Annotated in this window: 26 protein-coding genes and 1 other RNA gene; 9 read left to right on the forward strand and 18 right to left on the reverse strand. The window is 63.4% G+C overall.

What is annotated here, in order from left to right:
• The first annotated feature begins 88 nt into the window (after positions 1-88).
• On the forward strand, positions 89-1,750 hold the full coding sequence (locus AVO45_RS13820) for an FAD-binding dehydrogenase (RefSeq protein ID WP_068347901.1): 1,662 nt from the start codon (positions 89-91) through the stop codon (positions 1,748-1,750).
• Positions 1,751-1,766: 16 nt separating this feature from the next.
• Here the strand turns inward: AVO45_RS13820 and AVO45_RS13825 are convergent, their stop codons facing one another.
• The 4 genes from AVO45_RS13825 to AVO45_RS13840 all read right to left on the reverse strand — a co-directional run bounded on the left by AVO45_RS13825 (position 1,767) and on the right by AVO45_RS13840 (position 6,529).
• Positions 1,767-2,822 (reverse strand): patatin-like phospholipase family protein, encoded by a 1,056-nt coding sequence (locus tag AVO45_RS13825; protein ID WP_157770171.1) that lies wholly within the window; start codon positions 2,820-2,822, stop codon positions 1,767-1,769.
• 143 nt (positions 2,823-2,965) lie between these two features.
• Entirely contained in the window at positions 2,966-3,730 is a 765-nt protein-coding gene (locus AVO45_RS13830; protein ID WP_240482144.1) for a YbaY family lipoprotein, read from the reverse strand.
• Positions 3,731-3,831: 101 nt separating this feature from the next.
• A complete protein-coding gene (locus tag AVO45_RS13835; protein WP_068347906.1) occupies positions 3,832-5,610 on the reverse strand; it encodes an SLC13 family permease in 1,779 nt (592 codons plus the stop codon).
• Positions 5,611-5,716: 106 nt separating this feature from the next.
• Positions 5,717-6,529, reverse strand: a complete 813-nt coding sequence (locus tag AVO45_RS13840; RefSeq protein WP_068347914.1) for a TIGR00282 family metallophosphoesterase — start codon at positions 6,527-6,529, stop codon at positions 5,717-5,719.
• A gap of 119 nt (positions 6,530-6,648) precedes the next feature.
• Here AVO45_RS13840 and AVO45_RS13845 point away from each other — a divergent pair, with 119 nt between their 5' ends.
• A complete protein-coding gene (locus tag AVO45_RS13845; RefSeq protein ID WP_068347922.1) occupies positions 6,649-6,885 on the forward strand; it encodes a putative hemolysin in 237 nt (78 codons plus the stop codon).
• Positions 6,886-6,888: 3 nt separating this feature from the next.
• Here AVO45_RS13845 and AVO45_RS13850 read toward each other — a convergent pair whose 3' ends face one another.
• Both AVO45_RS13850 and mgtE read right to left on the reverse strand, forming a co-directional pair.
• On the reverse strand, positions 6,889-7,446 hold the full coding sequence (locus AVO45_RS13850) for a 5-formyltetrahydrofolate cyclo-ligase (protein ID WP_068347930.1): 558 nt from the start codon (positions 7,444-7,446) through the stop codon (positions 6,889-6,891).
• Complete coding sequence (gene mgtE, locus AVO45_RS13855) at positions 7,443-8,837, reverse strand: magnesium transporter (RefSeq protein ID WP_068347935.1); 1,395 nt, start codon at positions 8,835-8,837, stop codon at positions 7,443-7,445. The genes AVO45_RS13850 and mgtE overlap by 4 nt, the downstream gene beginning before the upstream one ends.
• Positions 8,838-8,974: 137 nt before the next feature.
• Between mgtE and guaD the strand changes: the two genes are divergently transcribed.
• Positions 8,975-10,264 carry a guanine deaminase gene (gene guaD, locus AVO45_RS13860; RefSeq protein ID WP_068347937.1) on the forward strand — a complete coding sequence of 430 codons (1,290 nt, stop codon included), beginning with the start codon at positions 8,975-8,977 and terminating at the stop codon, positions 10,262-10,264.
• A 67-nt stretch (positions 10,265-10,331) separates the two neighbouring features.
• On the opposite strand, the gene AVO45_RS13865 is transcribed toward guaD, so the two are convergent.
• The 3 genes from AVO45_RS13865 to AVO45_RS13875 all read right to left on the reverse strand — a co-directional run bounded on the left by AVO45_RS13865 (position 10,332) and on the right by AVO45_RS13875 (position 12,991).
• The gene (locus AVO45_RS13865) at positions 10,332-11,666 is read right to left on the reverse strand and encodes an 8-oxoguanine deaminase (RefSeq protein ID WP_068347939.1); all 1,335 of its coding nucleotides are present in this window, start codon (positions 11,664-11,666) and stop codon (positions 10,332-10,334) included.
• A 116-nt stretch (positions 11,667-11,782) separates the two neighbouring features.
• Positions 11,783-12,574, reverse strand: a complete 792-nt coding sequence (hisN, locus tag AVO45_RS13870; protein WP_082688805.1) for a histidinol-phosphatase — start codon at positions 12,572-12,574, stop codon at positions 11,783-11,785.
• A gap of 45 nt (positions 12,575-12,619) precedes the next feature.
• Positions 12,620-12,991 (reverse strand): helix-turn-helix domain-containing protein, encoded by a 372-nt coding sequence (locus AVO45_RS13875; protein WP_068347941.1) that lies wholly within the window; start codon positions 12,989-12,991, stop codon positions 12,620-12,622.
• Between the two features lie 346 nt (positions 12,992-13,337).
• Here AVO45_RS13875 and AVO45_RS13880 point away from each other — a divergent pair, with 346 nt between their 5' ends.
• The gene (locus AVO45_RS13880) at positions 13,338-14,294 is read left to right on the forward strand and encodes an NADPH:quinone oxidoreductase family protein (protein ID WP_068347943.1); all 957 of its coding nucleotides are present in this window, start codon (positions 13,338-13,340) and stop codon (positions 14,292-14,294) included.
• Between the two features lie 5 nt (positions 14,295-14,299).
• Here the strand turns inward: AVO45_RS13880 and AVO45_RS13885 are convergent, their stop codons facing one another.
• Entirely contained in the window at positions 14,300-15,184 is an 885-nt protein-coding gene (locus AVO45_RS13885) for a LysR family transcriptional regulator (protein ID WP_205627894.1), read from the reverse strand.
• Positions 15,185-15,305: 121 nt separating this feature from the next.
• Here AVO45_RS13885 and AVO45_RS13890 point away from each other — a divergent pair, with 121 nt between their 5' ends.
• Positions 15,306-15,515: a DUF1127 domain-containing protein gene (locus tag AVO45_RS13890; protein WP_068347945.1), complete on the forward strand. Its 210-nt coding sequence runs from the start codon at positions 15,306-15,308 to the stop codon at positions 15,513-15,515.
• A 142-nt stretch (positions 15,516-15,657) separates the two neighbouring features.
• Positions 15,658-16,434 (forward strand): Bax inhibitor-1/YccA family protein, encoded by a 777-nt coding sequence (locus AVO45_RS13895; protein ID WP_068347947.1) that lies wholly within the window; start codon positions 15,658-15,660, stop codon positions 16,432-16,434.
• Between the two features lie 275 nt (positions 16,435-16,709).
• On the opposite strand, the gene AVO45_RS13900 is transcribed toward AVO45_RS13895, so the two are convergent.
• Together AVO45_RS13900 and rpmG are read right to left on the reverse strand one after the other, a co-directional pair.
• On the reverse strand, positions 16,710-17,219 hold the full coding sequence (locus AVO45_RS13900; protein WP_068347949.1) for a hypothetical protein: 510 nt from the start codon (positions 17,217-17,219) through the stop codon (positions 16,710-16,712).
• 250 nt (positions 17,220-17,469) lie between these two features.
• Positions 17,470-17,637 (reverse strand): 50S ribosomal protein L33, encoded by a 168-nt coding sequence (gene rpmG, locus AVO45_RS13905; protein ID WP_005630270.1) that lies wholly within the window; start codon positions 17,635-17,637, stop codon positions 17,470-17,472.
• Positions 17,638-17,952: 315 nt separating this feature from the next.
• Here rpmG and AVO45_RS13910 point away from each other — a divergent pair, with 315 nt between their 5' ends.
• From AVO45_RS13910 to AVO45_RS13920, 3 genes are all read left to right on the forward strand, one after another.
• Positions 17,953-18,588, forward strand: a complete 636-nt coding sequence (locus AVO45_RS13910) for a DUF1326 domain-containing protein (protein ID WP_068347952.1) — start codon at positions 17,953-17,955, stop codon at positions 18,586-18,588.
• A complete protein-coding gene (locus AVO45_RS13915) occupies positions 18,569-19,435 on the forward strand; it encodes a DUF2182 domain-containing protein (protein ID WP_068347954.1) in 867 nt (288 codons plus the stop codon). Before AVO45_RS13910 ends, AVO45_RS13915 begins: the two co-directional genes overlap by 20 nt.
• Before the next feature lie 70 nt (positions 19,436-19,505).
• On the forward strand, positions 19,506-19,838 hold the full coding sequence (locus AVO45_RS13920; protein ID WP_068347956.1) for a GYD domain-containing protein: 333 nt from the start codon (positions 19,506-19,508) through the stop codon (positions 19,836-19,838).
• A gap of 8 nt (positions 19,839-19,846) precedes the next feature.
• On the opposite strand, the gene rnpB is transcribed toward AVO45_RS13920, so the two are convergent.
• The 6 genes from rnpB to AVO45_RS13950 form a co-directional block, all read right to left on the reverse strand.
• An RNA gene (gene rnpB / locus AVO45_RS13925) (RNase P RNA component class A) lies at positions 19,847-20,240 on the reverse strand.
• Positions 20,241-20,252: 12 nt separating this feature from the next.
• On the reverse strand, positions 20,253-20,954 hold the full coding sequence (locus AVO45_RS13930) for an N-acetylmuramoyl-L-alanine amidase (protein WP_068347958.1): 702 nt from the start codon (positions 20,952-20,954) through the stop codon (positions 20,253-20,255).
• Entirely contained in the window at positions 20,938-21,684 is a 747-nt protein-coding gene (locus AVO45_RS13935) for a hypothetical protein (RefSeq protein ID WP_068347960.1), read from the reverse strand. Before AVO45_RS13935 ends, AVO45_RS13930 begins: the two co-directional genes overlap by 17 nt.
• Positions 21,685-21,723: 39 nt before the next feature.
• Positions 21,724-23,211 (reverse strand): Asp-tRNA(Asn)/Glu-tRNA(Gln) amidotransferase subunit GatA, encoded by a 1,488-nt coding sequence (gene gatA, locus AVO45_RS13940; RefSeq protein WP_068347962.1) that lies wholly within the window; start codon positions 23,209-23,211, stop codon positions 21,724-21,726.
• A gap of 3 nt (positions 23,212-23,214) precedes the next feature.
• Positions 23,215-23,502: an Asp-tRNA(Asn)/Glu-tRNA(Gln) amidotransferase subunit GatC gene (gatC, locus tag AVO45_RS13945; RefSeq protein ID WP_005981734.1), complete on the reverse strand. Its 288-nt coding sequence runs from the start codon at positions 23,500-23,502 to the stop codon at positions 23,215-23,217.
• A 66-nt stretch (positions 23,503-23,568) separates the two neighbouring features.
• Positions 23,569-24,873 carry an FAD-dependent oxidoreductase gene (locus AVO45_RS13950; RefSeq protein ID WP_068347964.1) on the reverse strand — a complete coding sequence of 435 codons (1,305 nt, stop codon included), beginning with the start codon at positions 24,871-24,873 and terminating at the stop codon, positions 23,569-23,571.
• Positions 24,874-24,952 lie beyond the last annotated feature (79 nt).

Genomic DNA, 24,952 nt, shown 5'->3' on the forward strand with positions numbered 1-24,952 from the left:
GTTGGTCCCAAACTAGGCTGCTCCTGAACGCTATCGGGAGAGGCGTGGTCATGTTTCACCTCCCGAGAATGTCGAGGGAGGGGACCGGATGACCAACAACACGGCTGATGCGATCGTCGTCGGAGCCGGACTGGCCGGGCTGGCCGCCGCCGCCGAACTGGGCGACCGGGGCAAGCGGGTGATCATCGTCGATCAGGAGCCCGAGCATTTCTTGGGCGGTCAGGCCTTCTGGAGCCTCGGCGGCCTGTTCATGGTCGACACGCCCGAACAACGCCGTATGGGCATCCGCGACAGCCACGACCTGGCCCTGCGCGACTGGATAGGCAGCGCCCAGTTCGACCGCCCCGAGGATGACTGGCCCCGCAAATGGGCCGAGGCCTATGTCGAATTCGCCGCCGGTGAAATGCGCCCGTGGCTTTACGAAATGGGATTTCGCTGGTTTCCGGTGGTCGGCTGGGCCGAACGCGGCGGGTCATATGCCAATGGTCACGGCAACTCGGTCCCGCGCTTTCACATCACCTGGGGCACCGGTCCCGGTGTGGTGGAACATTTCGTGCGGCGCGTGGGCGAGCATGTCAGCGCCGGGCTGATCGATATGCGCTTTCGCCATCAGGTGAGCCACATCATCATGCAGAACGGCGAAGCCAAGGGCGTGTCCGGCGAGGTTCTGGCCGATGACACCGTCCAGCGCGGTGCCAGGACCAATCGCAACGAGGTTGGCGAGTTCGAGGTCTATGCGCCTTCGGTCATCGTCACCTCGGGCGGGATCGGCGGGAATTTCGAGATGGTGCGCAAGAACTGGCCGCGCGACCGCCTCGGCGAGCCGCCCAAAGACATGGTCGCAGGTGTTCCCTTCCATGTGGACGGCCGGATGATCGCAATCAGCGAAAAGGCGGGCGGGCACGTCATCAATGGCGACCGCATGTGGCATTACACCGAAGGCGTGCGCAACTGGGACCCGATCTGGCCCGCGCACGGCATCCGCATCCTGCCGGGGCCGAGCTCGATGTGGTTCGACGCGCGGGGCAACCGCCTTCAACCACCCTGCCTGCCGGGTTTCGACACGCTGACGACGCTGCGGGAAATCCTGAAGACCGGGTATGAATACAGCTGGTTCGTTCTGACCCAGAAGGTCATCAAGAAGGAGTTCGCCCTGTCCGGGTCGGAGCAGAACCCCGATTTCACCTCGGGCAGCTGGAAGGAAGTGATCCGTCAGCGCGTCCTGTCCGGCTCGAAGGCGACCGGGCCGGTCGAGGCGTTCAAGGAAAAGGGCGAGGATTTCGTCGTCGCCAACACCCTGACCGAGCTGGTGAGCGGCATGAACCAATTGGGTGGCGGCCTGATCGACGAGGCGCATCTGCGCGCCCAGATCGAGGCGCGGGATTCGCAGGTGGACAATCCGTTCTCGAAGGACGCGCAGATGATGGCGATTCTGGCCGCGCGGAACTATCGCGGCGACAAGCTGATCCGCACCGCCAAACCGCACAAATTCCTGGACCCCAAGAATGGTCCGCTGATCGCGGTCAAGCTGCACGTCCTGACCCGCAAGACGCTGGGTGGTTTGCAGACCAACCTCGACAGCCAGATGATCGGCGCCGACGGTCAGGTCGTGCCCGGCCTGTTCGCAGCCGGCGAGGTCGCGGGTTTCGGCGGCGGCGGATACCACGGCTACAACGCGCTGGAAGGGACCTTCCTGGGCGGCTGTATCTTCTCGGGGCGCAATGCCGGGCGGTCACGGGCGGTGGCGTGATCGCCTGCGCGCGGCATCAATGCGGCAGGGTCCGATAGCTTTCCGGCACACGCGAAACCCAGATCGACTGGCTGCGGCCCGCCTGTCGCCCCATTCCATAGAGTTCCTGCATGTGATCCTGGTTGAAATCCAGGGCATGGGCCGCGACGGGCCAGTCCGGCGGGATGTAGGCCAGTGACATCCTGCCCCCGGCCTGTCCCAGCAAGGTCTCGGTCAAGGCCAGATCCGCATGCAGGGCCGATCGGAACACCGTAGTGAAGGCGCGCTTGCTCAAACTTGCCGCATCGGGCTGGACCACTTCGAAATCCGCTTCGACCAGATTGTTCACGATGATGTGGTATGTGGGCCCGGCCCCTCCCAGTCGCCGGACCACGCGCGGATCCGGGGCCCAGAATTGCGTGATAACGCCCGCATCGGCATGCAGTTCGTCCTGCAGCCCCACGGAGGATGGAACCGAAAACTGAACCGGCGTGAAGGCTGCGGGGATCGCGGCGGCGGCCACGAAGACCCCCCTGATGGCTCTGACGGCCTCGGGCGTGGCAAGTTGGGCCATGGCGCCGATATCCCAGACGGACACGCGCTGCGAATCCAGTTCGGTCGTCGCGACGAACAACCGCCGGCCCGATCGGTGTTCCCGCGCAATTTTAGCGACGACGTCGGGAGTCAGAATGGTCTGAACAAGGTTGGCCAGGGCGTTGCGCTCGAAGGCTCCGGCGTCGAGCAGCAAACCCGACACTTTCAACTCCGGTCGCTTCAGCTTGCCCGTCCGGTTCAGAACAAGATCTTCGATCCTGTCGTCATAGTCCGGCCCCAGAAAGGCATAGGGGGCGATGATCGCGCCGATGCTGACACCGGTGACCACGTCGAATGACGGCCGTTTGCCGCTTTGGGTCCAGCCGCTCAGAACGCCCGCACCGAAGGCCCCGTCCGGCCCACCGCCAGAGAGCACCAGCACATCCCGCACCGGCTTTCCGGAGGGCAGATGCGCGGCCAAGGCGCCGGACGAGTCATCCGCCCAGAACCTGAATTCCGGCGAAACGACTTCGGGCGGTTCGCTGCGCCCTTCGGTCATCTGCGATCCCCGCTCGAACGGGGCGCAAGCCGTGACTACGCACGCGATCAAGATGCCGACAACCCTCGGGCATCGCGCCAACAACTTGTTCATCTGTTTCCTAACCCGTCTGGGGCCGGGGAAAACTCCCCGCGCCCAGTATGCTACATGGCCTCGAAACGAAGCACGGCGTCACCTGCTGCATTCACCAGGACAAGCTGACCTTTGTCGTCCACACTGTATGTCTCGACCGAGGCAAGGGCTTCGAGAAACTCTTTTTCGATCTCGTCATACGGCGGAATGCAGGCTCTCATCGTGGCGGCCATGTTGTCGGGAAAGCGCAGCCTGTCGCCATGAATCTTGGCGAGTCCAGTGAAGCGGTTGCAACCGCTTATACCCCCGACCATGCCACCTTGCGCGAATGACAGTTCCGGCCCGTTTTCGACATCCAAGGCCTGACCATTCAGTTCAACGGCGCTCCAATTCGTGTTTTCCAGCTTTACCTCGTGTTTCGGCTGTTTCGCCGGAACCTTGACCAACAGCAGATCAACCGTATCGCCCGCCCCATTGGTCAGCACCGGATACGCCGTGTCGGTGGTGAAAAGCAGTTTCCGGCCGTTGTAGATCGACGCCCTTACGACATAACGCATTCTGTCCTTGATCAACGCGTCATCATAAGTGAGCTGGAATTCGGCCGGCACTCCGTCCAGCGCAAAGCGCTGCGAGGAAAGAACCACGGCCGGTGCGTCGGCCAGCGACACGTCCAAAAGGGACACTTCCAACACAGAACCCGGCATGACCGCGATACGCTCTCGATAGGATGCCGTGCCCTGAACCGTTCCAGCCCGAGCCATGTCACTCCCTCCAGCCCAAATCATCAACCCGGCAAGGATTGCTGCAAGACCTCTGGTCAAACTCATGATCGTCATCCTTTGTTGCAAACAAATGCCTACTCAAGATTGCGCAACATCTGGGGAATTCAAGAAACCAGTGTTTTGATCGGCAACAAAGCGCTGTCGCCCGGACCGGATCAGAGCGGCCAGATGAACGGGATGAGCAACGAGGCCAGCAACCCGACCGTCAGGTTCAGAGGGATGCCGACGCGCATGAAGTCGGTGAACTTGTAGCCGCCGGGGCCATAGACCAGCATGTTCGTCTGATAACCGATCGGCGTCGCGAACGATGCCGAGGCCGCCACCATCACCGCCACGACCAGCGGGCGGGGATCAACGCCGACCGCGTGCGCCAGACCGATGGCGATGGGCGTCACGACCACCGCCACCGCGTTGTTCGAAACCAGTTCGGTCAGGATCGAGGTCAGCAGGTATACCGCCCAGACGATCATGAACGGCGGCAGCATTTCCAACGCAGGGGCAGCCGCGTTGACGATCAACTCGACGGCGCCCGAGCTTTCCAGCGCGGCACCGATCGCGAGCATGGCAAAGATCAGGGCCAGCAGCCGGCCCTCGACGAATGAAAACGCCTCGTCGGCGTCGATGCAGCCGGTGACCAGAACGATTGCGACGGCCATGATCGAGAGCATCAGAATGGGCGCCACACCCAGCGCCGCCAGCACAACGATCCCCATCAGCGACGCGATTGCGATGGGCGCGTGGCTGCGGCGGTAGGCCCGCGCCGAAGGTTGGGTCACGTCCACCATGTCCATGTCGGCGGCCAGCCGCTGGATGTCTTCGGGCGCGCCTTCCAGCAGCAGCGTATCCCCCACCCGGACGACCAGTTGATCCAGTTGCTGGCCGATGTTCTGGTTGCGCCGGTGCACCGCCAGCACATAGACGCCGTAGCGCCTGCGCAGCCGCATCGCGCCCAGCGTGCGCCCCACCATCCGGCATCCCGGCGTGATCAGCACCTCGACCGTCCTGGTCTCGACTGCGGACAGCTGATCGACGCGCCTGAGTTCCTTGTTCTGCTGCAGGCTCAGCAGCTCGGTCATCTGGGTGCGCAGCACGACGCGGTCGCCCACCTGAAGCTTGACGCCCTTGAGGTTGCGCCGCAGCGACTGGTCGCCGCGGATCACGTCGATCAGGCGAACACCGGGCCGCTTGAAAAGCTGCACGCCGGTCACTTCGCGCCCGATCAGGTTGCTGTCGGGGGGAATGACCGCCTCGGTGAAGAATTTCATCTTGGAGCGGTCGCTGAGCATCTCGGCCATGCTGTCCCGCTTGGGCAGCAGTCGCGGCGAAATGAACCGCAGGTAAACCATCCCGTAGATCACCAGGATGATCCCCAGCGGCGTAACCTCGAAAATCGTGAAGGCGTCCAGCCCGTGCGTGCGGGCCACCCCGTCCACCAGAAGGTTCGTCGAGGTGCCGATCAGGGTCAGCGTGCCGCCCAGAATCGCCGCATAGCTGAGCGGGATCAGCAGCTTGGAGGCCGGCACCGACAAGGTCCGGGCGATCTGCACGAATACTGGGATCATCACCACGACGACCGGCGTATTCGAGACAAAGGCAGAGGCGACCACGACAAATCCCATCAACATCGCAATCGCAAGTTGCGGGTTGCTCTGCGCTTTCTTCTGGGCAATCACCGTGAAGGAATCCAGCGCCCCCGTCCGGACCAGGGCGCCCATGATGATGAACATCGCCGCAATAGTCCACGGCGCTGGGTTGGCCAAAACCGGCAAGGCGTTTTCATAAGGCAGGATACCCGTCACCAGCATCACCGCAACGCCGACGATCGCCACCACCTCTGTCGGGTAGATCTCGCGCAGGAAGAGGGCGAACATGCCTGCGACGATGACCAGCGCAAGGATCGCGCTGCCGGTATCTGAAAGCTGAAGGAGATGCATTCCTGGTATTCTGCCCGATACTTTCGCTTGGCCGAGTTGCCCGGCAGCCAGTTTCACGCATTGCCTGCCATCCGGCAAGCCTCTCCTGCACGCCGACGGTTTCCGCTCAGGGCGCTGCCTGCTGCAACCGCCCGCCGATGCGCACCATGCGCACCGTTTGCGCGGCCCCGGTTCGGTCATCGGTTTCGACGTAAACGCCGGACAGGGTGGCCTCTCCGGTCGCGGGGGTGAAGCGCGTCTTGGCCATGCCTGTGATAAAACGGCGCATCGGCTCTTTCTTGTCCATGCCGATCACCGAATCGTAGTCGCCGCACATGCCCGCATCGCTGAGATAGCCGGTTCCGCCCTGCAACACCTGCGCATCGGCAGTCGGCACATGGGTATGCGTGCCGACGACGAGGCTGGCCCGGCCATCGCAATAATGCCCCATGGCCATCTTTTCCGAGGTCGCCTCGCAATGCATGTCCACGATGACGGCCTGGGCCTGGCCGCCACGCGGATGCGCCTTGAGCACGGGCTCGATGGCCGAAAACGGATCGTCGAAGGGCCGCTTCATGAACACCTGCCCCAGGACCTGCGCCACCAGCACCTTGCGCCCGCCGGGCGCATTGTAGAGCCGGTATCCCCTGCCCGGCGCACCCTTGGCATAGTTGATCGGCCGGACGATGCGCGGCTCGGACTCGATGAACTGCAGCATGTCCTTCTGGTCGAAGGCATGGTCGCCCAGCGTCAGGCAGTCGGCCCCGGCGTCGAGCAGCAGTTTGGCATGATCGCCACTCAGCCCCATTCCGTTCGAGGCGTTCTCGCCATTGACCACGACGAAATCCAGCCGCCACTCCTCGCGCAGGCGCGGCAGGTGTTCTTTGACGGCGGCGCGCCCGGCGCGGCCCATGACATCACCAAGAAACAATATCCTCATGAAGACCCGTCCTAGGCGTTGCCGGGCCCGAGAACAAGCGGGAACACCCTGGTGCGAGACAAGTGTTGAAACTCGGTCGCGCAAATGCAAACTGGCCTCGCATTTTCGAGGAGAATTTCATGAAACGCACTACCTTGTCGATCGCGGTCCTGCTGATGGCCACCGGGGCAATCGCCGAGTCAAAACCCGAAACCAAGACGACGATGGCCAATCCGGCCGCGACCTTTTGCGTGGAGAACGGCGGAACCTACGAAATCCGCACCCAGTCGGACGGCAGCCAGACCGGCGTCTGCATCCTGCCCGACGGGCAGGAGGTCGACGCCTGGGAGTTCATCCGCAGCCACTTCGGAGACTGACCCTCAGAAAGTCAGGATCCGCGATTCCGTCACCACCATGTCGAGCCGCTGGTCGGTCGGCTCCAGAGGCAGATCCTCGGCCTCCTGCGCGTCAAAGGCGAAACCGATCGCCAATGTGGGCCGCTTGGCCCGCAACCCTTCCAAGGTGCGGTCATAGAAACCGCCGCCATAGCCCAGTCTGCCCCCGCTTGCGTCAAAGGCGACCAACGGAACGATCAGGATTTCCGGATCGAAGTAATCGTCCACAACGGGCACTTTCGCGCCGAAGGGACCGTCCTTGAGTTCCCCGTCCGGGGTCCAGCGGGAAAAGCGCAGGGGCAGACCAGCACCCTGAATCACGGGAACGCCGACGGGGCCGTAGGCCGACGCCTCGGCCATGGCTGGCAGCGGGTCGATTTCGGTTCGGATCGGCATGTAGCCCGACAAGGGAACGCCGCGATAGCCCGCAAGCACCTCGGACAGGCGGCCGGCGGCACCGGGCGGGCGGCTGTCGAACGCTTTCTTGCGACGGGCGAAAGCCGCCTTTCGGGCGGCAGCCTTGATTTCGGTCAGATCGGTCATAGCAGCACCATCCCGGCAAGTCCCAGAAACACGAAAAACCCGACGACATCCGTTACCGTCGTCACGAACGGACCCGAGGCCAGCGCCGGGTCGATGTTGAATTTGTCCAGCGCCATCGGGATCAGGATTCCACCCAATGCCGCGGCGACCAAAGTCAGAACCATCGCGACACCGATCACCGCCGACAGCATTGGCACGCCGAACCAGATCCCGGCGACCAGCGCCATCAGCAACCCGAACAGAACGCCATTCAGCGCCCCGACCGAGATTTCACGCACGAGCACCCGCAAGGCGTTGTTCGCGGTCAGGTCGCGAGTGGCAATGGCGCGCACGGTCACGGTCATCGTCTGCGTGCCCGCGTTGCCGCCCATCGAGGCAACGATCGGCATCAGCACCGCCAGAGCAACCATCTGATCGATCGTGTCGGCAAAGAAGTCGATGACGAAGGAGGCTAGGATCGCGGTAAACAGGTTCACCAGCAGCCATGTCGCCCGCCCGCGGGCAGTTTCGGCAATGGTGTCCGAGAGGCTCGAGTCCTCATCCACGCCAGCCATCCGCAGCATGTCTTCCTCGTGCTCTTCGTCGAGCACGGCCATCGCGTCGTCGATCGTGATAACACCGACAAGCCGCCCGTCCTGATCGACCACCGGAGCCGAAATCAGGTGATACTGCTTGAAGGCATAGGCCACGTCCTCTTCGTCCTGATCGATGGGGATGGTCTGGAACTCTTCCTCGGCGATGTCTTTCAGAGGCACCTCGCGCTTGGTGCCCATCAGCTTGCCCAAGGTCACATAGCCGACGGGCCGCAGCCGCGGATCGACGAGGATGATGTGGTAGAAGTCTTCGGGCAGGTCCTCGCTGGCGCGCAGATGGTCGATAGCCTGCCCGACGGTCCAGTGCTCGGGCGCCATGACCACTTCGCGCTGCATCAGGCGACCGGCAGAGTTCTCGGGGTAGGACAGCGCCTGCTGGGCGGCGACCCTCTCGGCATCCTCCAGGGCGCCCAGGATGGTTTCCTGATCGGGCTCTTCGAGGTCTTCCAGAAGATCGACGACGTCATCGCTTTCCAGATCGCGGACGGCGTCGGCCAGAACGTCGGGGCGCAGGACGCGGATCACCTCTTCGCGGACGCCTTCCTCGAGTTCCGACAGGATTTCACCGTCGAATTCACGATCATACAGGCGGATCAGACGGGCCCGGTCATACGGGTTGATCTGTTCCAGAAGGTCGGCGATGTCGGCCGCGTGCAGCGGCTCCATCAGCTCAGCAAGCCTGTCCCGGTCGTCGACATCGACGGCATAGAGGATGGCCGCAACGGTGTTGCGGTCCAGCGCATAGGCGTCATCATCGCGGGAATGGTCGATGCCGGCCTGTTCCTTGCCTGTCGTCATACGCTGCCCCTCCAAGGTGATTGGCCCCTAAATAGAAGAAGCTGCTACCGGAAAACAATGACAATAGCTCGATTTACCCACTTCTCGTGGGCACCTATGCTGGGGGCCGGTTTCAACAAGGCGGAGATCCTCGCGACATGGCGCAGAAAACCCTTCTGAAAGGACGTGTTCTGTCTTTTGTCGGCTCACCTTTTGAGGGGGAGCCGGGGGACGCGGTGCGGGTTGACGAGGCAGTGCTGCTGTCCGGAGGCATGATCGCCGGTACAGGCAGCGTGCGGGATCTGGCCAAGGCACATCCCGAGGCCGAAATCGTCGATCACCGCGACCGGCTGATTCTGGCGGGGTTCGTCGATGCGCATGTGCATTATCCGCAGACCGCGATGATCGCCAGCTGGGGCAAGCGGCTGATCGACTGGCTGAGCACCTACACCTTTCCCGAGGAGATGAAGTTCGCCTCGCCGGACTATGCCGCCGAAATCGCGGCCCGTTACCTGGACCTGACAACGGCGCATGGCACCACGACCATGTGCAGCTACTGCACCATCCATCCCGAAAGCGTGGAGGCATTCTTTGCCGAGGCCCAGGCGCGCGGGCAACGGGTGGTGGCCGGCAAGACCTGCATGGACCGCAACGCACCCGAAGGGCTGCGCGACACGGCGCGGACGGCCTATGACCAATCCAAGACGCTGTTGCAGAAATGGCATGGCGTGGACCGCATCTCTTACGCGATCACGCCCCGGTTCTCGCCCACCTCGACGCTCGAGCAGCTGGAGGCCATGGGCGCCCTCTGGGCCGAGCACCCGGACTGCCTGATGCAGACGCATCTGAGCGAGCAGACCGACGAGATCGAATGGGTCAAGTCGCTGTTCCCGTCCGCGCGGGATTATCTGGACACATACGAAAGCTTTGGCCTGCTGGGCGGGCGCGGCCTTTATGGCCATGCCATTCACCTGGAGCCGCGCGAACGTGACCGGCTGCGCGAGGTCGATGCCGCTCTGATCCATTGTCCCACTTCGAACACGTTCATCGGATCGGGCCTGTTCGACATGGCCGGCCTGATGGCAGCCGGCCACCGGATTGGACTGGCGACCGACACGGGCGGCGGCTCGAGTTTTTCCATGCTGCGCACCATGGCGGCGGCCTATGAGATCGGACAGCTGCGCGGCGTGCCGCTCCATCCGGCGCAGCTGTTGTGGCTGGCGACCGTCGGATCGGCTCGCGCGCTGCGGATGGACGATCTGATCGGAAATATCGCGCCGGGAATGGAGGCGGATCTGGTGGTGCTTGATCTCGCATCCACGCCGGCAATCGCGCAGCGCTCTGCCCGCGCCGAGGACCTGTGGGAAGCCGTCTTTCCGACCATCATGATGGGCGATGACCGGGCGGTGGTAGAGGTGTGGATCGGCGGGCGCCGCGCCTTGGGCTGAGGGGAACGCGCCTTGCGGCGCGTGCCTCCGGCGGGAGTATTTTGGAAAAGATGAAAAGCGGGCGCGCCTAAGCGCGCAGGGCGCGGGCCAGCCGGTTCTGGCGCTCGATCATGGTGGGAAGATCGATCGTTGCAATCTGCCCATCCCGCACGATCTGACGCCCATCGACAAAAAGGTGTTTGACCCGTGTTGGCCCGGCCAGAAGCAGGGCCGCCGGGTCCCAACTGCCGGCACTGTCGATGCCGGTGACGTCCCAGACCGCGATATCGGCACGCTTTCCGGGCTCCAGCCGGCCACAATCCGGACGGTTCAGGACATCGGCGCCGCCGCGCGTCGCGATCTCCAGCGCCTCGCGGGCCGACATGGCATCGGCCCCCCGCGCCACCCGTTGCAGCAACATGGACTGCCGCGCCTCGGCCATCAGGTTGCCGCCGTCATTCGAGGCCGAACCGTCGACGCCCAGCCCGACCCGAACACCCGCGTCCCGCATGGCCCGCACTGGCGCGATGCCCGACCCAAGGCGGCAATTCGAGCAGGGGCAATGCGCCACCCCGGTGCGGGACCGGGCGAACAGATCGATCTCGCGCCCGTCCAGCTTGACGCAATGGGCATGCCAGACATCCGGGCCGGTCCAGCCCAGATCCTCGGCGTATTGCCCGGGGCGACAGCCGAACTGCGCCTGGGAATAGGCGATGTCCTCGTCATTCTCGGCCAGATGCGTGTGCAGCATCACGCCCTTGTCGCGCGCCAGCAGCGCCGCGTCCCGCATCAGCTCTCGGCTGACCGAAAAGGGGGAACAAGGGGCCAGCCCTACGCGGCACATCGCCCCTTCGGACGGGTCGTGGAATGCGTCCACGACGCGGATCATGTCCTTCAGGATCGCCTCTTCGCGTTCGACGAGGCTGTCGGGCGGCAGGCCACCGTCACTCTCGCCGATGCTCATCGCACCACGGGTGGGGTGGAACCGGATGCCAAGCTTCGTAGCGGCGGCGATGGTGTCGTCCAGCCGCGACCCGTTCGGATAAAGATAAAGGTGGTCGGAGCTGAGCGTGCAGCCGGAAAGGGCCAGTTCCGCCAGACCGATTTGCGCCGACACGAACATTTCCTCGGGGCCGAACTTTGCCCAAATCGGATAGAGTGTCTTGAGCCAGCCGAACAGCAGCGCGTCCTGCCCGCCGGGAACCGCCCGCGTCAGGCTCTGGTAGAGGTGATGATGGGTGTTGACCAAGCCAGGGGTGATCACGCAACCGGTCGCGTCGTGGATTTCACCCTCCGTTTTCAAGCCCGGGCCGACGGCAGCGATTTGGCCATTTCTGACAAGAATGTCGGCGCCCTGCAACTCGCGGCGCACATCATCCATCGTCAGGATGGTATCGGCATTTCGGATGAGGAATTCGGTCATTGTCGCACACTCCTGCAAATGCCCGTCTCATGCGAAGAGTGTGGAGGCCGGTGGAAAACGGGCTCAAGAACCGGCCCGGGGACGCTAACCGGCGAGCCGGTTTCTGGCAAGTGCGATCAGAAGCGGCTGAGAATTTCGACTGCAGCAGCGTGGATGTCGGCGTTCGCCGCGGCAAGCACCCGTCCGCCGTGATGGGCCGGGCCGCCCTGCCAATCGGTCACCAAACCGCCCGCGGCCTCGATGACCGCAATGGGGGCCTGGATGTCGTAGGCGTTCAGCCCTGCTTCGATCACCAGATCGACCTGTCCCGCCGCCAGCAGTGCGTAGGCGTAACAATCCATGCCATACCGCGTCAGCTTGACCCGATCGGACACGGCGCGGAAGGCGGCGGCCTCTTCCTTGGTTCCGACCTCCGGGAAGGTGGTGAACAGAATGGCCTGATCGAGCGAAGGGTTGGAGCGTGTTCGCAGAGGAATTTCCCCGGCCGGCCCGGTCGCATGGGCCACGCCGCCGACGCCGACGAACCTCTCGCCGATATAGGGCTGGTCGATCAGCCCCAGAACCGGCCCCTCTCCTTCGGTCAGGGCAATCAGCACGCCCCAGGTCGGAGTGCCGCTGATGAAACCGCGCGTCCCGTCGATCGGATCCAGAACCCAGGTTCTGCCGCTGTCACCGGTGCTTTCCCCGAATTCCTCGCCCCAGATCCCGTCCTCAGGGCGATGCAGCGACAACACGTCGCGCATGGCGGATTCTGCGGCCCTGTCAGCCGCCGTGACCGGGTCGAACCCGGACTGGTGCTTGTTTTGGGTTTCCAGATTCGACTGCCGGAAATAGGGCAAGATCGCCGCACGCGCGGCGTCGGCCATCATTTCCGCGACTTCAAGATCACTGAGCAAGGATTTCTGCATCGCCTACCCGTGCGCCCGACGACCCTGAAAGTCAAGCAGGCAGGCTCAGGCGACCTCGCTCAGCACACGGGCCAGTTCGAACAGGCGGCGGCGCTGGTTCTCGGGGATCGCGTAGTACGAGCGCACGAGATCAAGAGCTTCCTTGTCGCCCATCAGATCGGCGGGCACGTTCTTTTTGCCGGGCGCTTCCTTGTGGGCCTCGTCGAGACCTTCGAAGAAGAAGCTCACCGGAACGTCCAGAGCCTCGGCAATGTCCCAAAGGCGCGACGCGCTGATCCGGTTGGCGCCGGTTTCATATTTCTGGATTTGCTGGAACTTGATTCCAACCTGCTCGGCCAATTGCTGCTGCGTCATGCCGATCAGCCAGCGACGGTGCCGGACACGCTTGCCCACATGGACATCGACGGGATGAGTCATTGGTTATCTCCTCTTCTGCGCTGACAACCGTCCGGGCACTCACACCACTAGCGACTACCGCCAGAGTAGTAAGTGGGTGATTAAGAACTCACTAACTCCGGTAGCGCGCCCCGAACCGCACCATGTCCGACTATCGCGAAAAATCGCCATTTTTTCAAGAAGGTTGAATCGATGTGCGCAAATAAAGGTTTGTGGTTGTGTCAAATATTCCATTCCCGGAATTGTTTCCCTAGCGTCAACCCGGATAGCACGAGCCCTTTGCAAAACCCGGGACGTCAGAGCCGCTTGGCCCCGATTGACATTCGTGCATTTCCGCCCGCCTATACGCAAAACCCAAGGAAAACCGATGCGTTCTTACCAAATTCTTGCCGCCGGAGCCTCACCTCAACTGGTCAGCGCCGATGTTCCCGACCCCGGCGATGGGCAGGTCCGTGTCGCGATTCGGGCGTGCGGGCTGAATTTCGCCGACCTCCTCATGCAGCGCGGAACCTATCAGGATACACCCGCTGCACCGTTCACGCTTGGCATGGAAATCGCCGGGATTGTCGACAAACTGGGAACAAACGTGTCCCATCTGAAGCCCGGCGACCGAATCGCCGTCTATTCCGGCCAGGGCGGGCTGGCGGAATTCGGGGTGTTCGATGCCGAACGTGCGATCAAACTGCCCGAGACCATGAGTTTCGAGGATGCCGCCGCGATCCAGATCGCCTATGGCACCAGCCACATCGCGCTGGACCACCGCGCCAGGCTGCAACCGGGGGAGACCCTCCTAGTCACCGGAGCGGCTGGCGGCGTGGGCCTGACCGCCGTCGAGATTGGCAAGCTGATGGGCGCCACGGTGATCGCGCAGGCCCGCGGCGAGGACAAGCTCGCCGTCGCCAAGGCCGCAGGCGCCGACCACCTGATCGACGCGTCAGAGGACCTGCGCCAGAGGGTGCTCGAACTGGGCGGGGCCGACGTTGTCTATGATGCGATCGGGGGCGACGTCTTCAAGGCGGCCTTTCGCGCCACCAACCCCGAAGGCCGCCTGCTGCCGATCGGGTTTGCCGGTGGCGAGGTGCCGCAGATCCCGGCGAACCACCTGCTCGTCAAGAATCTGACCGTCATCGGGGTCTATATCGGTGGCTATCTCAAATTCCGGCCCGAAGTCGTCCGCAACAGCTTTGAAACACTGTTCCGCTGGCACGCCGAAGGGCGGATCAAGCCGCATATCAGCCATGTTCTGCCACTGGAGCAGGCGGAAGAAGGAATGCGTCTTTTGAAAGAGCGGAAGTCGACCGGGAAGGTCGTGATCACACCCTGACGGCCCTACCCCGCCACGGCCTTCAGCTGCGTCCCGCCCACCAGCAGAAAGTTCTGCCGCACGAGATCGGCCAGCGCCTCGACAACCGCGCCGCGCCCCTTTTCGCCGCCATAGAGGTTGATCTTGTGCACCGGCAACTCGGGCAAGGCGCCGCCGGAATCGATCTGCTCCAGATGCGCGGCCTCGGTGCCTTCCAGCATCGCGTGGATCGCCAGGTCGGCGGCGACGGTCGCCTCGATGGTGCGGTCGTTTTCGGTTTCCACCGCCAGCTCCCACGGAATCCCGGCCGCGTCCAGCGCCGCAATCACCTGGGGCCGGAACAGGCACCGGCGGCCAACGGCCAGGCGCACCGGGCGTTTCCGCCATGCGGTTCCGCCGGGCGCGCCGATCCAGCGCAACGGCAGTTCCGCCACGGTCTCGCAGCCTCCGCCGCCACTCGCCTCGGTCGTCAGGATCAGATCACATTCGCCGCGCCGGAACATCTCCTTGAGCTGCAGCGAATAGGACGACACCAACTGTACCTTCACCCGGGGAAATTCGGCGTTGAACCTTTGCAGCACGCGCGGAATCGCCGGATAGACGATGTCGTGCGGAACGCCCAGCACCACCTCGCCCTCAAAGGCCTGATCGGTCAGCCTGCCGATCACCTCGTCATTCAGCGCGACCATCCGGCGGGCGTAGGCCAGCAATTGCTCGCCTGACGCGGTGAGTGCGATGGTGCGGCCGCTTCGGTCGAGCAGTTCAAGGCCCAGCAACTCCTCCAACCGCTTGAGTTGCATCGAAACCGCCGACTGCGTCAGATGAAGAAACCCCGCCGCGCGGGTCACCCCGCCATTGTCGGCCACCGCCACAAAGGACCGCAGCGTCGTGATATCCAGATTCCTCACCATCACACTCCTTGATGATAGCCATCATAAACATTCGTTTTCATAATGAACCACAATGCCCCATATAGATCAAGGAATTTGATGCAGAGAGGAAAAGCATCACCAAATCGAAAAGGAGCACGTCATGGCACTGACCACCGCAACGCATACCTGCCGCCCCACCCCCACGTCTCGCCTGAGCGCGATCCGGACCGCATTCGCCGTCTGGCGCCAGCGGCGCGCGTTGGAACGTCTGGACGACCGTGCCCTGAGTGACATTGGCCTGACCCGCGCCGAAGCGCATCGCGAAGCGCGCCGGTCGATCTGGGATGCGCCGGAAACCTGGCGCTGCTGAGCCGGACACGCGACGATTTAACGAATAATTCATGCAACAACCTACCGGAAAGCCTTGAACTGGGGGGCTTCCTCTCCGATATTTGACCGGAGAGTTGCGGATGCCAATCCGCGACGCAAAGGTTAATTGTAGGGAGACCCCAATGGCTCAATTCGATACGATCCGGACGGCGGCCGGCGCGCGCGCTGCCCAGATTGATGAGGGCTTGCGCGCCCATATGAACAAGGTCTACGGCACGATGTCCGTAGGCATGCTGATCACGTTCCTCGCGGCATGGGCCATCGCCGGTCTTGCCGTGACCACCGATCCGTCGGCGGCCGCGGCGCAGCTGAGTTCGACCAAGTACCTGACCCAGTTCGGCTATACGATCTACGCGTCGCCGCTGAAATGGGTCATCATGTTCGCCCCGCTGGCCTTTGTCTTTGGCCTTGGCGCCGCGATCGATCGCATCTCCGCATCTGCCGCACAACTGGTGTTCTACACCTTTGCAGCGGTAATGGGCCTGTCGATCAGCTCGATCTTCCTGGTCTTCACCGGTGAATCCATCGTGCAGGTCTTCCTGATCACCGCGATCGCCTTTGCCGGCCTGTCGCTGTATGGCTACGTGACCAAGAAGGACCTGTCGGGAATGGGGACTTTCCTGGTCATGGGTCTGATCGGACTGATCGTGGCCATGATCGTGAACATCTTCGTCGCCTCGTCGGCCATGGCTTTCGCGATCTCGGTGATCGGTGTTCTGATCTTTGCCGGCCTGACCGCCTATGACACGCAGAACATCAAGACCACCTACATCCAGCACGCCGCGCATGGCGACCAGGAATGGCTGGGCAAGGCCGCCATCATGGGCGCGCTGAGCCTGTATCTGGACTTCATCAACATGTTCATGTTCCTGCTGCAGCTGTTCGGCAATCGCGAATAAGGCGCTGCGGGCGTCACGGAAACAAAGGGGCGGGCCAACGGGGCCCGCCCCTTTTCTTTTGGCGAAAGGTCGACACGGCCCACGCACCCGCCCTTTCGGAACCACCTGGCACAGCCCTGCCACCTGATTGGTGGTCCGCTCCCGGTTGATTTCGACACCCAAAGGCAACGGCACCCGCCCCGCTGCGCCCCGGCGCCATCATCTGCCCGAACGATACAACGGCCCCCGCCATTTCTGGCGAGAGCCGTTTGCAAATGGAGCCAGAACAGTCTGGTTCAGCTACAGTCCAGCGGCACCGCGAAACCGGAAGCCCGGCTGCTTGACCCCTTCTTGTAGACGTCGCCGGCGGGGAGACACCCAGTCAACCGCTGAACACGACTGCCGAATTTCGGACCGACCGAACTGTCGATCTTACTGCTGTCCCCTTCCGGCGCGCGCAGAACTGCATAGAGGGTATCGTTCACCTGAACCGTGCTCAGCATGAGATTCCTGTCCTCGGCCGTGACCTCGACGGCGCTACCCGGTGTGCGCCCGCCGTTGTCGACAGCGACCCCGGCCATCTTGTCCGGTTCCGTCTGGTCGGTGCTGACTCGGATCGTCGGCACACCGGCCAGTTCAGCCGGAATGTTTACGTCTTTGGCGACATAGGCTGCAGCCCCCGCCTGCAAGGCGGTTGTTCTGGGCTCACCATCCAAGCCGGTGAAACCTACGCCTTCACGGTCCCAGATATCTTCACAGGCCGAGAGAGCAACGAATGCGATTGCGGGCAACAGGATTTTTTTCATGACAGTCAACGTTTTGTGGCGATCTGATGAACCGTAACTGCACGCGGGACATCATAGCAACCCAGTAGCAAGGCGATTGAGTCGACAGCTGATGCTTGTCTGCAACGGATGGAGAGCCTGAAATTTCAGTTCACTCTACCCCGCTTCGCCGGCGCATAGCCCTGATGGCAACGGGATCAACACAAAAACAAGAGAAAGGGCCCTGCCTCGGCAGGACCCTTTCCCGGAACACTTCGAACTTGAAGACAGCTTACTTGATCTTGCCTTCCTTGTACTCGACATGCTTGCGAGCGACCGGATCGTATTTGCGAACGGTCATTTTCTCGGTCATGGTGCGAGCGTTTTTCTTGGTCACGTAGAAGTGGCCCGTGCCCGCGGTCGAGTTCAGACGGATCTTGATTGTCGTCGGCTTCGCCATGGTTATCTCCTGCGTCCGAAAAGGCAGGGGCCTTTCGGTTGAATTCCTATGAGCGTGCGCTTTTACCCGCCTTGCAGAGCGAGTCAACCGGAATCCGCGGTCACAGCGCGGAAAATCCGGGGACTGGCAGGATTTCCCACGCCAAAAGATATATCTACTTTGGCAAATTTGGCCGGATACCCTGTTTCGTGGTAGAGTGCGCCAAGCACTCCAAGCCGGACAAATCCGATCCGGTCCGGATGGCCGGGGCACCTTCTCAGGGAAAGATGCGTTTCGAGAGCATTTCGTTGCGCGGTCATTTTTTGGGGGGAACTCATGACAGAATGGACTATTGAGGCCGAAGAACTCGCCAATTGCAACTGCAACTTCGGTTGCCCTTGCCAGTTCAGCGTTCTGCCAAACCACGGCAACTGCGAGGCGGTCGTCGTTTACGACATCAAGACCGGACATTACGGAGACACGAAGCTTGATGGGTTGCGCGCGGCCGGTGTCTACTACTGGCCCGGTCCGATCCACGAAGGCAACGGCCAGATGCAGATCATAATCGACGAGAAGGCCGACACGGACCAGAGGGCGGCGCTCGAGGCGATCATCAAGGGCGAAGACACCGACGAAATGGCGACCATGTGGTTCGTCTTCAGCGCGATGTGCCCGACCAAGCATGAAACGCTCTATGCGCCCATCGAAGTGGACTGGAGCAGGGAAGAGCGCTTGGGCCATGCCAAGGTCGGTGGCGTGTTCGATGTCAGCGTTGCGCCGATCCCGAACATCGTGAGTGGCGATCCTCATCGCGCCTCGATCCTTTTGCCAAACGGGTTCGAATTCAGGCAGGCCGAAGTGGCATCCGGCTCCGCCAAGACCACGGGGGGCGCGATCAGCCTGACTTTCGACGCAACCCATGCGCATCTTGCGCAACTGAACCTGTCCGGGCATGGCGTCCTCGGCGCGTGAAAACACCGGAGCGCCCCCCGGCCCTTCGGTTCCGGGGCCGGTCGAGCATCTGCTGCGGCACGACCGGTGGATCGTTCTTGGCAGCGTCACCCTGATCGTCGTCGGGGCGGCGTGGTACACCATCGCCGGGGTCGGCATGAACATGTCTGCCATCGAGATGACCCGCATGGCCCGCCCGGTCGGCAAGCCGATGGAGATGGGCGGCGCGGCGGCGTGGTCGCTGCGCTACGGCGTTCTCGTTTTCCTGATGTGGTGGGTCATGATGATTGCAATGATGACCCCGAGCGCCGCGCCAACGCTGTTGCTGTATGCCGCGATCAAGAGGATGGGCCCGGATCGTGCGCGGGCCCGTCAGCTCGGCATGTTCTTCCTGTCGGGGTATCTGCTGATCTGGGCCCTTTTCAGCCTTGTCGCAACGCTGTTGCAATGGGGGCTGGAAAACACCGGTCACGTCAACGGCCCGATGATGACGATCCGCTCTCAGTGGTTTGCAGGTGCTGTCCTGATCGCGGCCGGGGTCTATCAGTTCTCGCCCCTCAAGAGGGTCTGCCTGCATCATTGCCGCAGCCCCGCGCATTTCCTGTCCGCACACGGCCGACCGGGGCGCTGGGGCGCCCTGCGTACCGGGGCGCATCATGGCAGCTACTGCCTGGGCTGCTGCTGGGCCTTGATGGCGTTGCTTTTCGTGGGTGGCATCATGAACCTCTACTGGATCGTAGGCATCGCTCTGTATGTGGCGGCCGAAAAGCTGCTTCCGCGCGCACGGTGGTTCGTTCCGCTGACGGGCGCGGCTCTCGTCTGCTTTGGCACCTATCTGATTTCGACCTCGGTGTTTGCCGCAGCTTGAAGCGTCGCCCCGACCGCCGAGGCCGGGGTGGTTCCAATATCCAAATGATTTTTGCAAGGAGGAAACACCAATGCCTTTGTTCATTACCTACGCGTCCTACTCTCAGGCCGGGATCAAGGGGCTGATGAAGAAGCCCGAGAACCGCGCAGCAGCGATTCAGTCGCTGCTGGACAAGGTCGGCGGAAAGGTCGTCGCGCTTTACATGACGACCGGCCGCAATGACGTCGTTCTGGTCAGCGAGGCGCCGGACGGAACGGACACTGTTGCCGTCGGCATGGCCGTGGCCGCATCGGGTTCCGTGTCGGACGTGGAAACCGTTCGCGCCTGGACCGGCGACGAGTTCACCGAGATCGCCAAGAAAGCGGCCAGCCTGACCGGGGCCTACGCGCCGCCGGGCTCGTAAAGGGAATAACGCGCGGAGGGCCTGTAAGCCGGATCCTGTTCCGGGGTTGCCCCCTTCGATGACCATTCCTCTAGGCCGTGCATTGCTGCGCGGCTCAAGCTGCCAACCCGATCCCTCTCGGCCAAGGCGCGCCTAGCGGCGGTTTCGGCTGGCGCCGACCTGCCCGCGTGGGGATCCTATTCGGCATTGCTCCCGGTGGGGCTTGCCGTGCCACCCCTGTCGCCAGGGGCGCGGTGGGCTCTTACCCCACCGTTTCACCCTTACCCCGCCAAGGCGGGGCGGTTTGATTTCTGTGGCGCTTTCCGTCGGGTTTCCCCGCCCGGGCGTTACCCGGCACCGTTGCCTCGTGGAGTCCGGACTTTCCTCTCGGGCGTTCGCCCCAGCGGCCATCCGGCCCTCCGCGCAAAACAGCAGTTATGTGGTGGGCCACTCCCGGTCAAGGGCCAGCGCCCTCAGCATTGCACGATCGGCGGCCTGCTCGGGGCCACGCGCCCAAGGGCGGTAGCGCATCCGCACCGCCTGCAAGAGCGCATGCGGATCATCCGATCCGGTATAGCCTGCGGCATGGGCCAGTTCTTGGATTGGTTCCGACCCAGCTTCGGCAGAACGATTCGCGGGCGGAGTGGCGCGCGCCAGGCCCAGCCGCGCCAGCCGCGCCCAGTCGAACCTTGCCCCCGGATCCTGCTTGCGGCCCGGCGCCGTGTCGGAATGGCCGATCACGCCCTCTGGCGCGATACCCCAACGGGGCAACATCTGCGACAGAAGCTGCTCGAGCACGGACATCTGGGCATCGGAAAACGGGTGGGTCCCTAGGTTGTCCAACTCGATGCCGATCGAGCGCGAGTTGATGTCCTCGAGCCCATGCCAGCTGCCGACGCCGGCATGCCAGGCGCGGTCCTCTTCGCGCACCATCTGCCAAAGCCGGCCGTCACCGCCGATCAGGTAATGCGCCGACACCTCGGCCTGCGGATCACATAGACGTTCAAGCGCCGCCTCGGCGCTGACCATGGCGGTGTAATGGATCACGACCAGAGAGGGCCGCAGCCCATCGCGGCGCGGTCCGAAATTCGGTGACGGGCGCCAGATCGGCCGCGGGTGCTCAGTTGTTGACGGCACGACGGAACGGGCTGGGGTCCCAACCGCAGGCGAAACCATCGCCATCCGGGTCCAGACCCTTGCGGTCACGCTGCGGACCGCCGCTTTCAAGGAAGGCGATCTGAGCCTGATCCGGAGACGGATACTTGGCGCAGTTGCGTTGCGCCTTGGCCAGCAGGTTGAAGCCCGAGCGGCTGTACAGCTGCGTTCCCACCGGATGCGAGGTGCTGAGGGCGTATTGCACGATGTTGGGCTGTGCGTCACCGCTGCGCTCGGGAATGGCGGTCGGAGCAACCACCTCGTAATTCGCCTTGTTCCGCTCGATGCGTGCGGCATCGCTTTCGATCGTCTGGCGGCTGGAGACCGCTTCGAAATCCTGCTCGTCCGAGATGCCGGGATTGTTCGGATCGACGACCTGCGGCAGCGGCGCGGCAGAGTTCGGCGCCGAGGTGCTGGCCAGGGCTGCCGCCGTCTGGTTGGCAATGTCCTGCGCGCTGGCATCCGACGCCGTTCCGGCCGCCAGAGACTGCTGCGTTCCGTAGGGGTCGCTGAACCCGTCGGTCGAGGGCGCCCCCTCGGACGAAATCACCGCGGGCGGAAACAGAGGGTTGCCAGCAACGCCCTGCCCGGCCAACTGCGCCTCGCGCTGCGCCTGGTATTGCGGCGTGTTGAACCCTGTGCCTGCAACCGGCGTCACCGTTTCGCAGGCCGCCAACAGGCCAATCGCGGGAATCAAAAGGAATGCACGCATTCTACCAGCCTCGTTCTTATTTCCTGCCTTCCGATCGGCTTACCACCATTTCCCCGGCTTCGCCACAAACCCGGCTGCATTTTCAAGCGCATAGGCGGTGTTGAGCAGATCGCCCTCTTCCCACGGACGGCCGATCAGTTGCAGCCCCAGCGGCAGCCCCTGCTTGTCCAGACCGGCCGGAACCGAGATCCCCGGCAGACCGGCAAGGTTCACCGTCACGGTGAAGACGTCGTTGAGATACATCTGCACCGGATCGGCCTCGGTCATCTCGCCCAGCCCGAAGGCCGCCGACGGCGTGGCCGGGGTCAGGATCGCATCGACGCCTGCGGCGAACACGTCCTCAAAGTCTTTCTTGATCAGGGTCCGCACCTTGCGGGCGCGGTTGTAATAGGCGTCGTAGAAACCCGCCGACAACACATAGGTGCCGACCATCACCCGGCGCTGCACCTCGTGACCAAAGCCCTCGGCGCGGGTCTTTTCATACATCTCGGTGATGCCGTCGCCCTGCGCCAACTGCGCCCGGCGGCCATATCGCACGCCGTCATAGCGCGCCAGGTTCGACGAGGCCTCGGCGGGCGCGATCACGTAATAGGCGGGCAGCGCGTATTTGGTGTGCGGCAGCGAGATATCGACGATCTCGGCCCCTGCGTCGCGCAGCATTTCGGCGCCATCGGCCCAGAGCTTTTCGATCTCGGCGGGCATGCCGTCCATCCGGTATTCCTTGGGGATGCCGATCTTCTTGCCTTTGATGTCGCCGGTCAGCATCGCCTCGAAATTCGGCACCGGAATGTCGGCGCTGGTCGAATCCTTGGGGTCATGCCCGCACATCGCCTCGAGCATGATGGCGGCGTCGCGCACGTTCTTGGTCATCGGGCCCGCCTGATCCAGCGAGGACGCGAAGGCCACGATGCCCCAGCGCGAGCAACGGCCATAGGTCGGCTTGATGCCGGTGATGCCGGTGAAGGCGGCAGGCTGGCGGATCGAGCCGCCGGTATCGGTGCCGGTGGCCGCAAGGCACAGATCGGCAGCAACGGCAGCCGCCGACCCGCCCGACGAACCGCCGGGAGTCAGTTGCGTGTCGTCATTGCCGCGCCGCCACGGGCTGACCGCGTTGCCATAGACCGAGGTTTCGTTGGACGAGCCCATGGCAAATTCGTCCATGTTCAGCTTGCCCAGCATCACCGCGCCCGCATCGGCCAGTTGCTGCGACACGGTGGATTCATACTCGGGCTTGAAGCCTTCCAGGATACGGCTGGCCGCCTGGCTGGGCACGCCCTTGGTGCAGAACAGGTCCTTGATGCCGATCGGCAGACCGCACATGGCGGGCGCGTCGCCGGCCTTGATGCGCTCGTCGGCGGCCTTGGCGCGCTCCAGCGCGATCTCGGGCGTCTTGTGGACGAAGGCATTGAGCGCATCGGCCGCGTCGATGGCCTTGAGGCAGGCCTCGGTCAGCTCGACCGAGGTGGTTTCACCCTTGCGCAGCGCGTCGCGGGCCTCGGCAAGGCCCAGTTTGTTCAGATCGCTCATGTCTTACTCCACCACCTTCGGAACCGCGAAAAAGCCCTCGCGCGCGTCGGGGGCATTGGACAGGATCTTGTCCTGCATGTTCCCGTCGGTCACCACGTCCTCGCGGCGCTTGAGCCGCATCGGCGTCACCGAGACCATCGGCTCGACTCCTTCGACGTCAACTTCGTTCAGCTGTTCGATGAACCCCAGGATCGTGTTGAACTCCGAGGCCAGCGCGGGCAGCGCGTCATCCTCGACCTTGATCCGGGCCAGTTTGGCCACCTTGGCGGCAGTGCTTTGGTCAATCGACATGGGAAACCCTCGTATGCGTTAGGGGGCATTTACCGCCGCTGGTCTCCGGTCGCAAGGGCGCAGCACTCAGGCGGCGGTCAAAGACTGCCCGCCGAGGCCCCGAACCCCCTGCGCCCGAAGCGACGCGACCAGTTCTTCGTGGCCCACCTGCTGCACCGGCACACCCTCGCGCAGCGCCAGCCAGGCCGCCGTTCCGGTCGCCTGCCCCATCGCCATGCACTGAGGCATACCCCGGACCGAGGCAAAGGCCGTGGGATCGGCCGACAGGATGCGCCCCGCAAACATCAGGTTTTCGATCCGTCGCGGCACCAGAGACCGGAAGGGAATGGTGTAATAGCCGCCCTCTTCGACCATCGCATCATGGGTCATTTCGCTTGAACCGCGCATCACGTCGTCGATCGGGTTGTCACAACAGACGATGCCATCGGGAAACCTGGTGCCCGCCGCCAGATCGGCGCCGGTGACCCGGTAGAGACCTTCCAGCTTGCGCGTCTCGCGCACGCCGACCGTCGGCCCGAGGTTCATCATGAAGGCGTTTTCGAATCCCGGCACGTCGCTGCGCAGGAACTGGGCCAACTGATGACAGCGCCGCCGCCCCTCCTGCGTGGCGCGGGTGATGTCCGCCGGATCGGTGCCGTCCACCCCACGGATCGCGACCGAGTTGCAGAACACGGTATCCCGGTGAAACCCGCGCATCAGGTAGAGCTGCGCCAGATCGGGATGCAGGCGGCCTTGGGCAATGCCCTTTGCGGCATGGCGGCGGAAATATGGATCGTTCTCGGCAAAGACCCTGTCCCAGTCGGCCCCGACCATCAGGAACGACAGCGTCACCGCCATCATGTTGCCCCGCCCGTCACCCAGCGAATAGGGCACCCCCGCCTTGGCCGAGATGTCACCGTCGCCGGAACAGTCGATCACGATACCCGCCCTGATCCGGTGCGGACCGGTGCGGTCAAAGAACTCGACGGCGGCAATGCGCTCTCCCTCCGTCACGGGCGCATGAGCCGTCGCGTTCAGATGCACGCGCACGCCAGCCTCTTCCAGCATCTCGAACATGACCAGCGTCGCCGTGTCCGGATCATACAGGATCTCGGGGCCGAAATTCTCAAGCGTGCAGGGGCGTTTTTCAGCCATCGGAGGGTCCATGGCAAAAAGTCGCCCCGCCAATTCCTCCATCAGCCCGCCGATCATGCGGTCCTGCGGATAGGCCGCACCCCAAGGCATGCCGGGGCAGAATGCCATCACGCCGCCGATCTTTGGACCACTTTCCAGAAGGCACACGTCCAATCCGAGCCGCCCCGCCGCCACGGCCGCGCCGAACCCGGCCGTGCCGCCGCCGATCACAAGAACGTCCGTCTTCAATTCACTCATACCGCCCCGCCTCTCTCAGGTTTCTCCCTTTGTCGGGGCTCATCCGATATGCGTCTGCCCCGTTTGCGACAAAGCGTTC

This window comes from Ruegeria marisrubri (genome assembly GCF_001507595.1).
In the GTDB taxonomy this organism is placed as follows: Bacteria; Pseudomonadota; Alphaproteobacteria; order Rhodobacterales; family Rhodobacteraceae; genus Ruegeria; species Ruegeria marisrubri.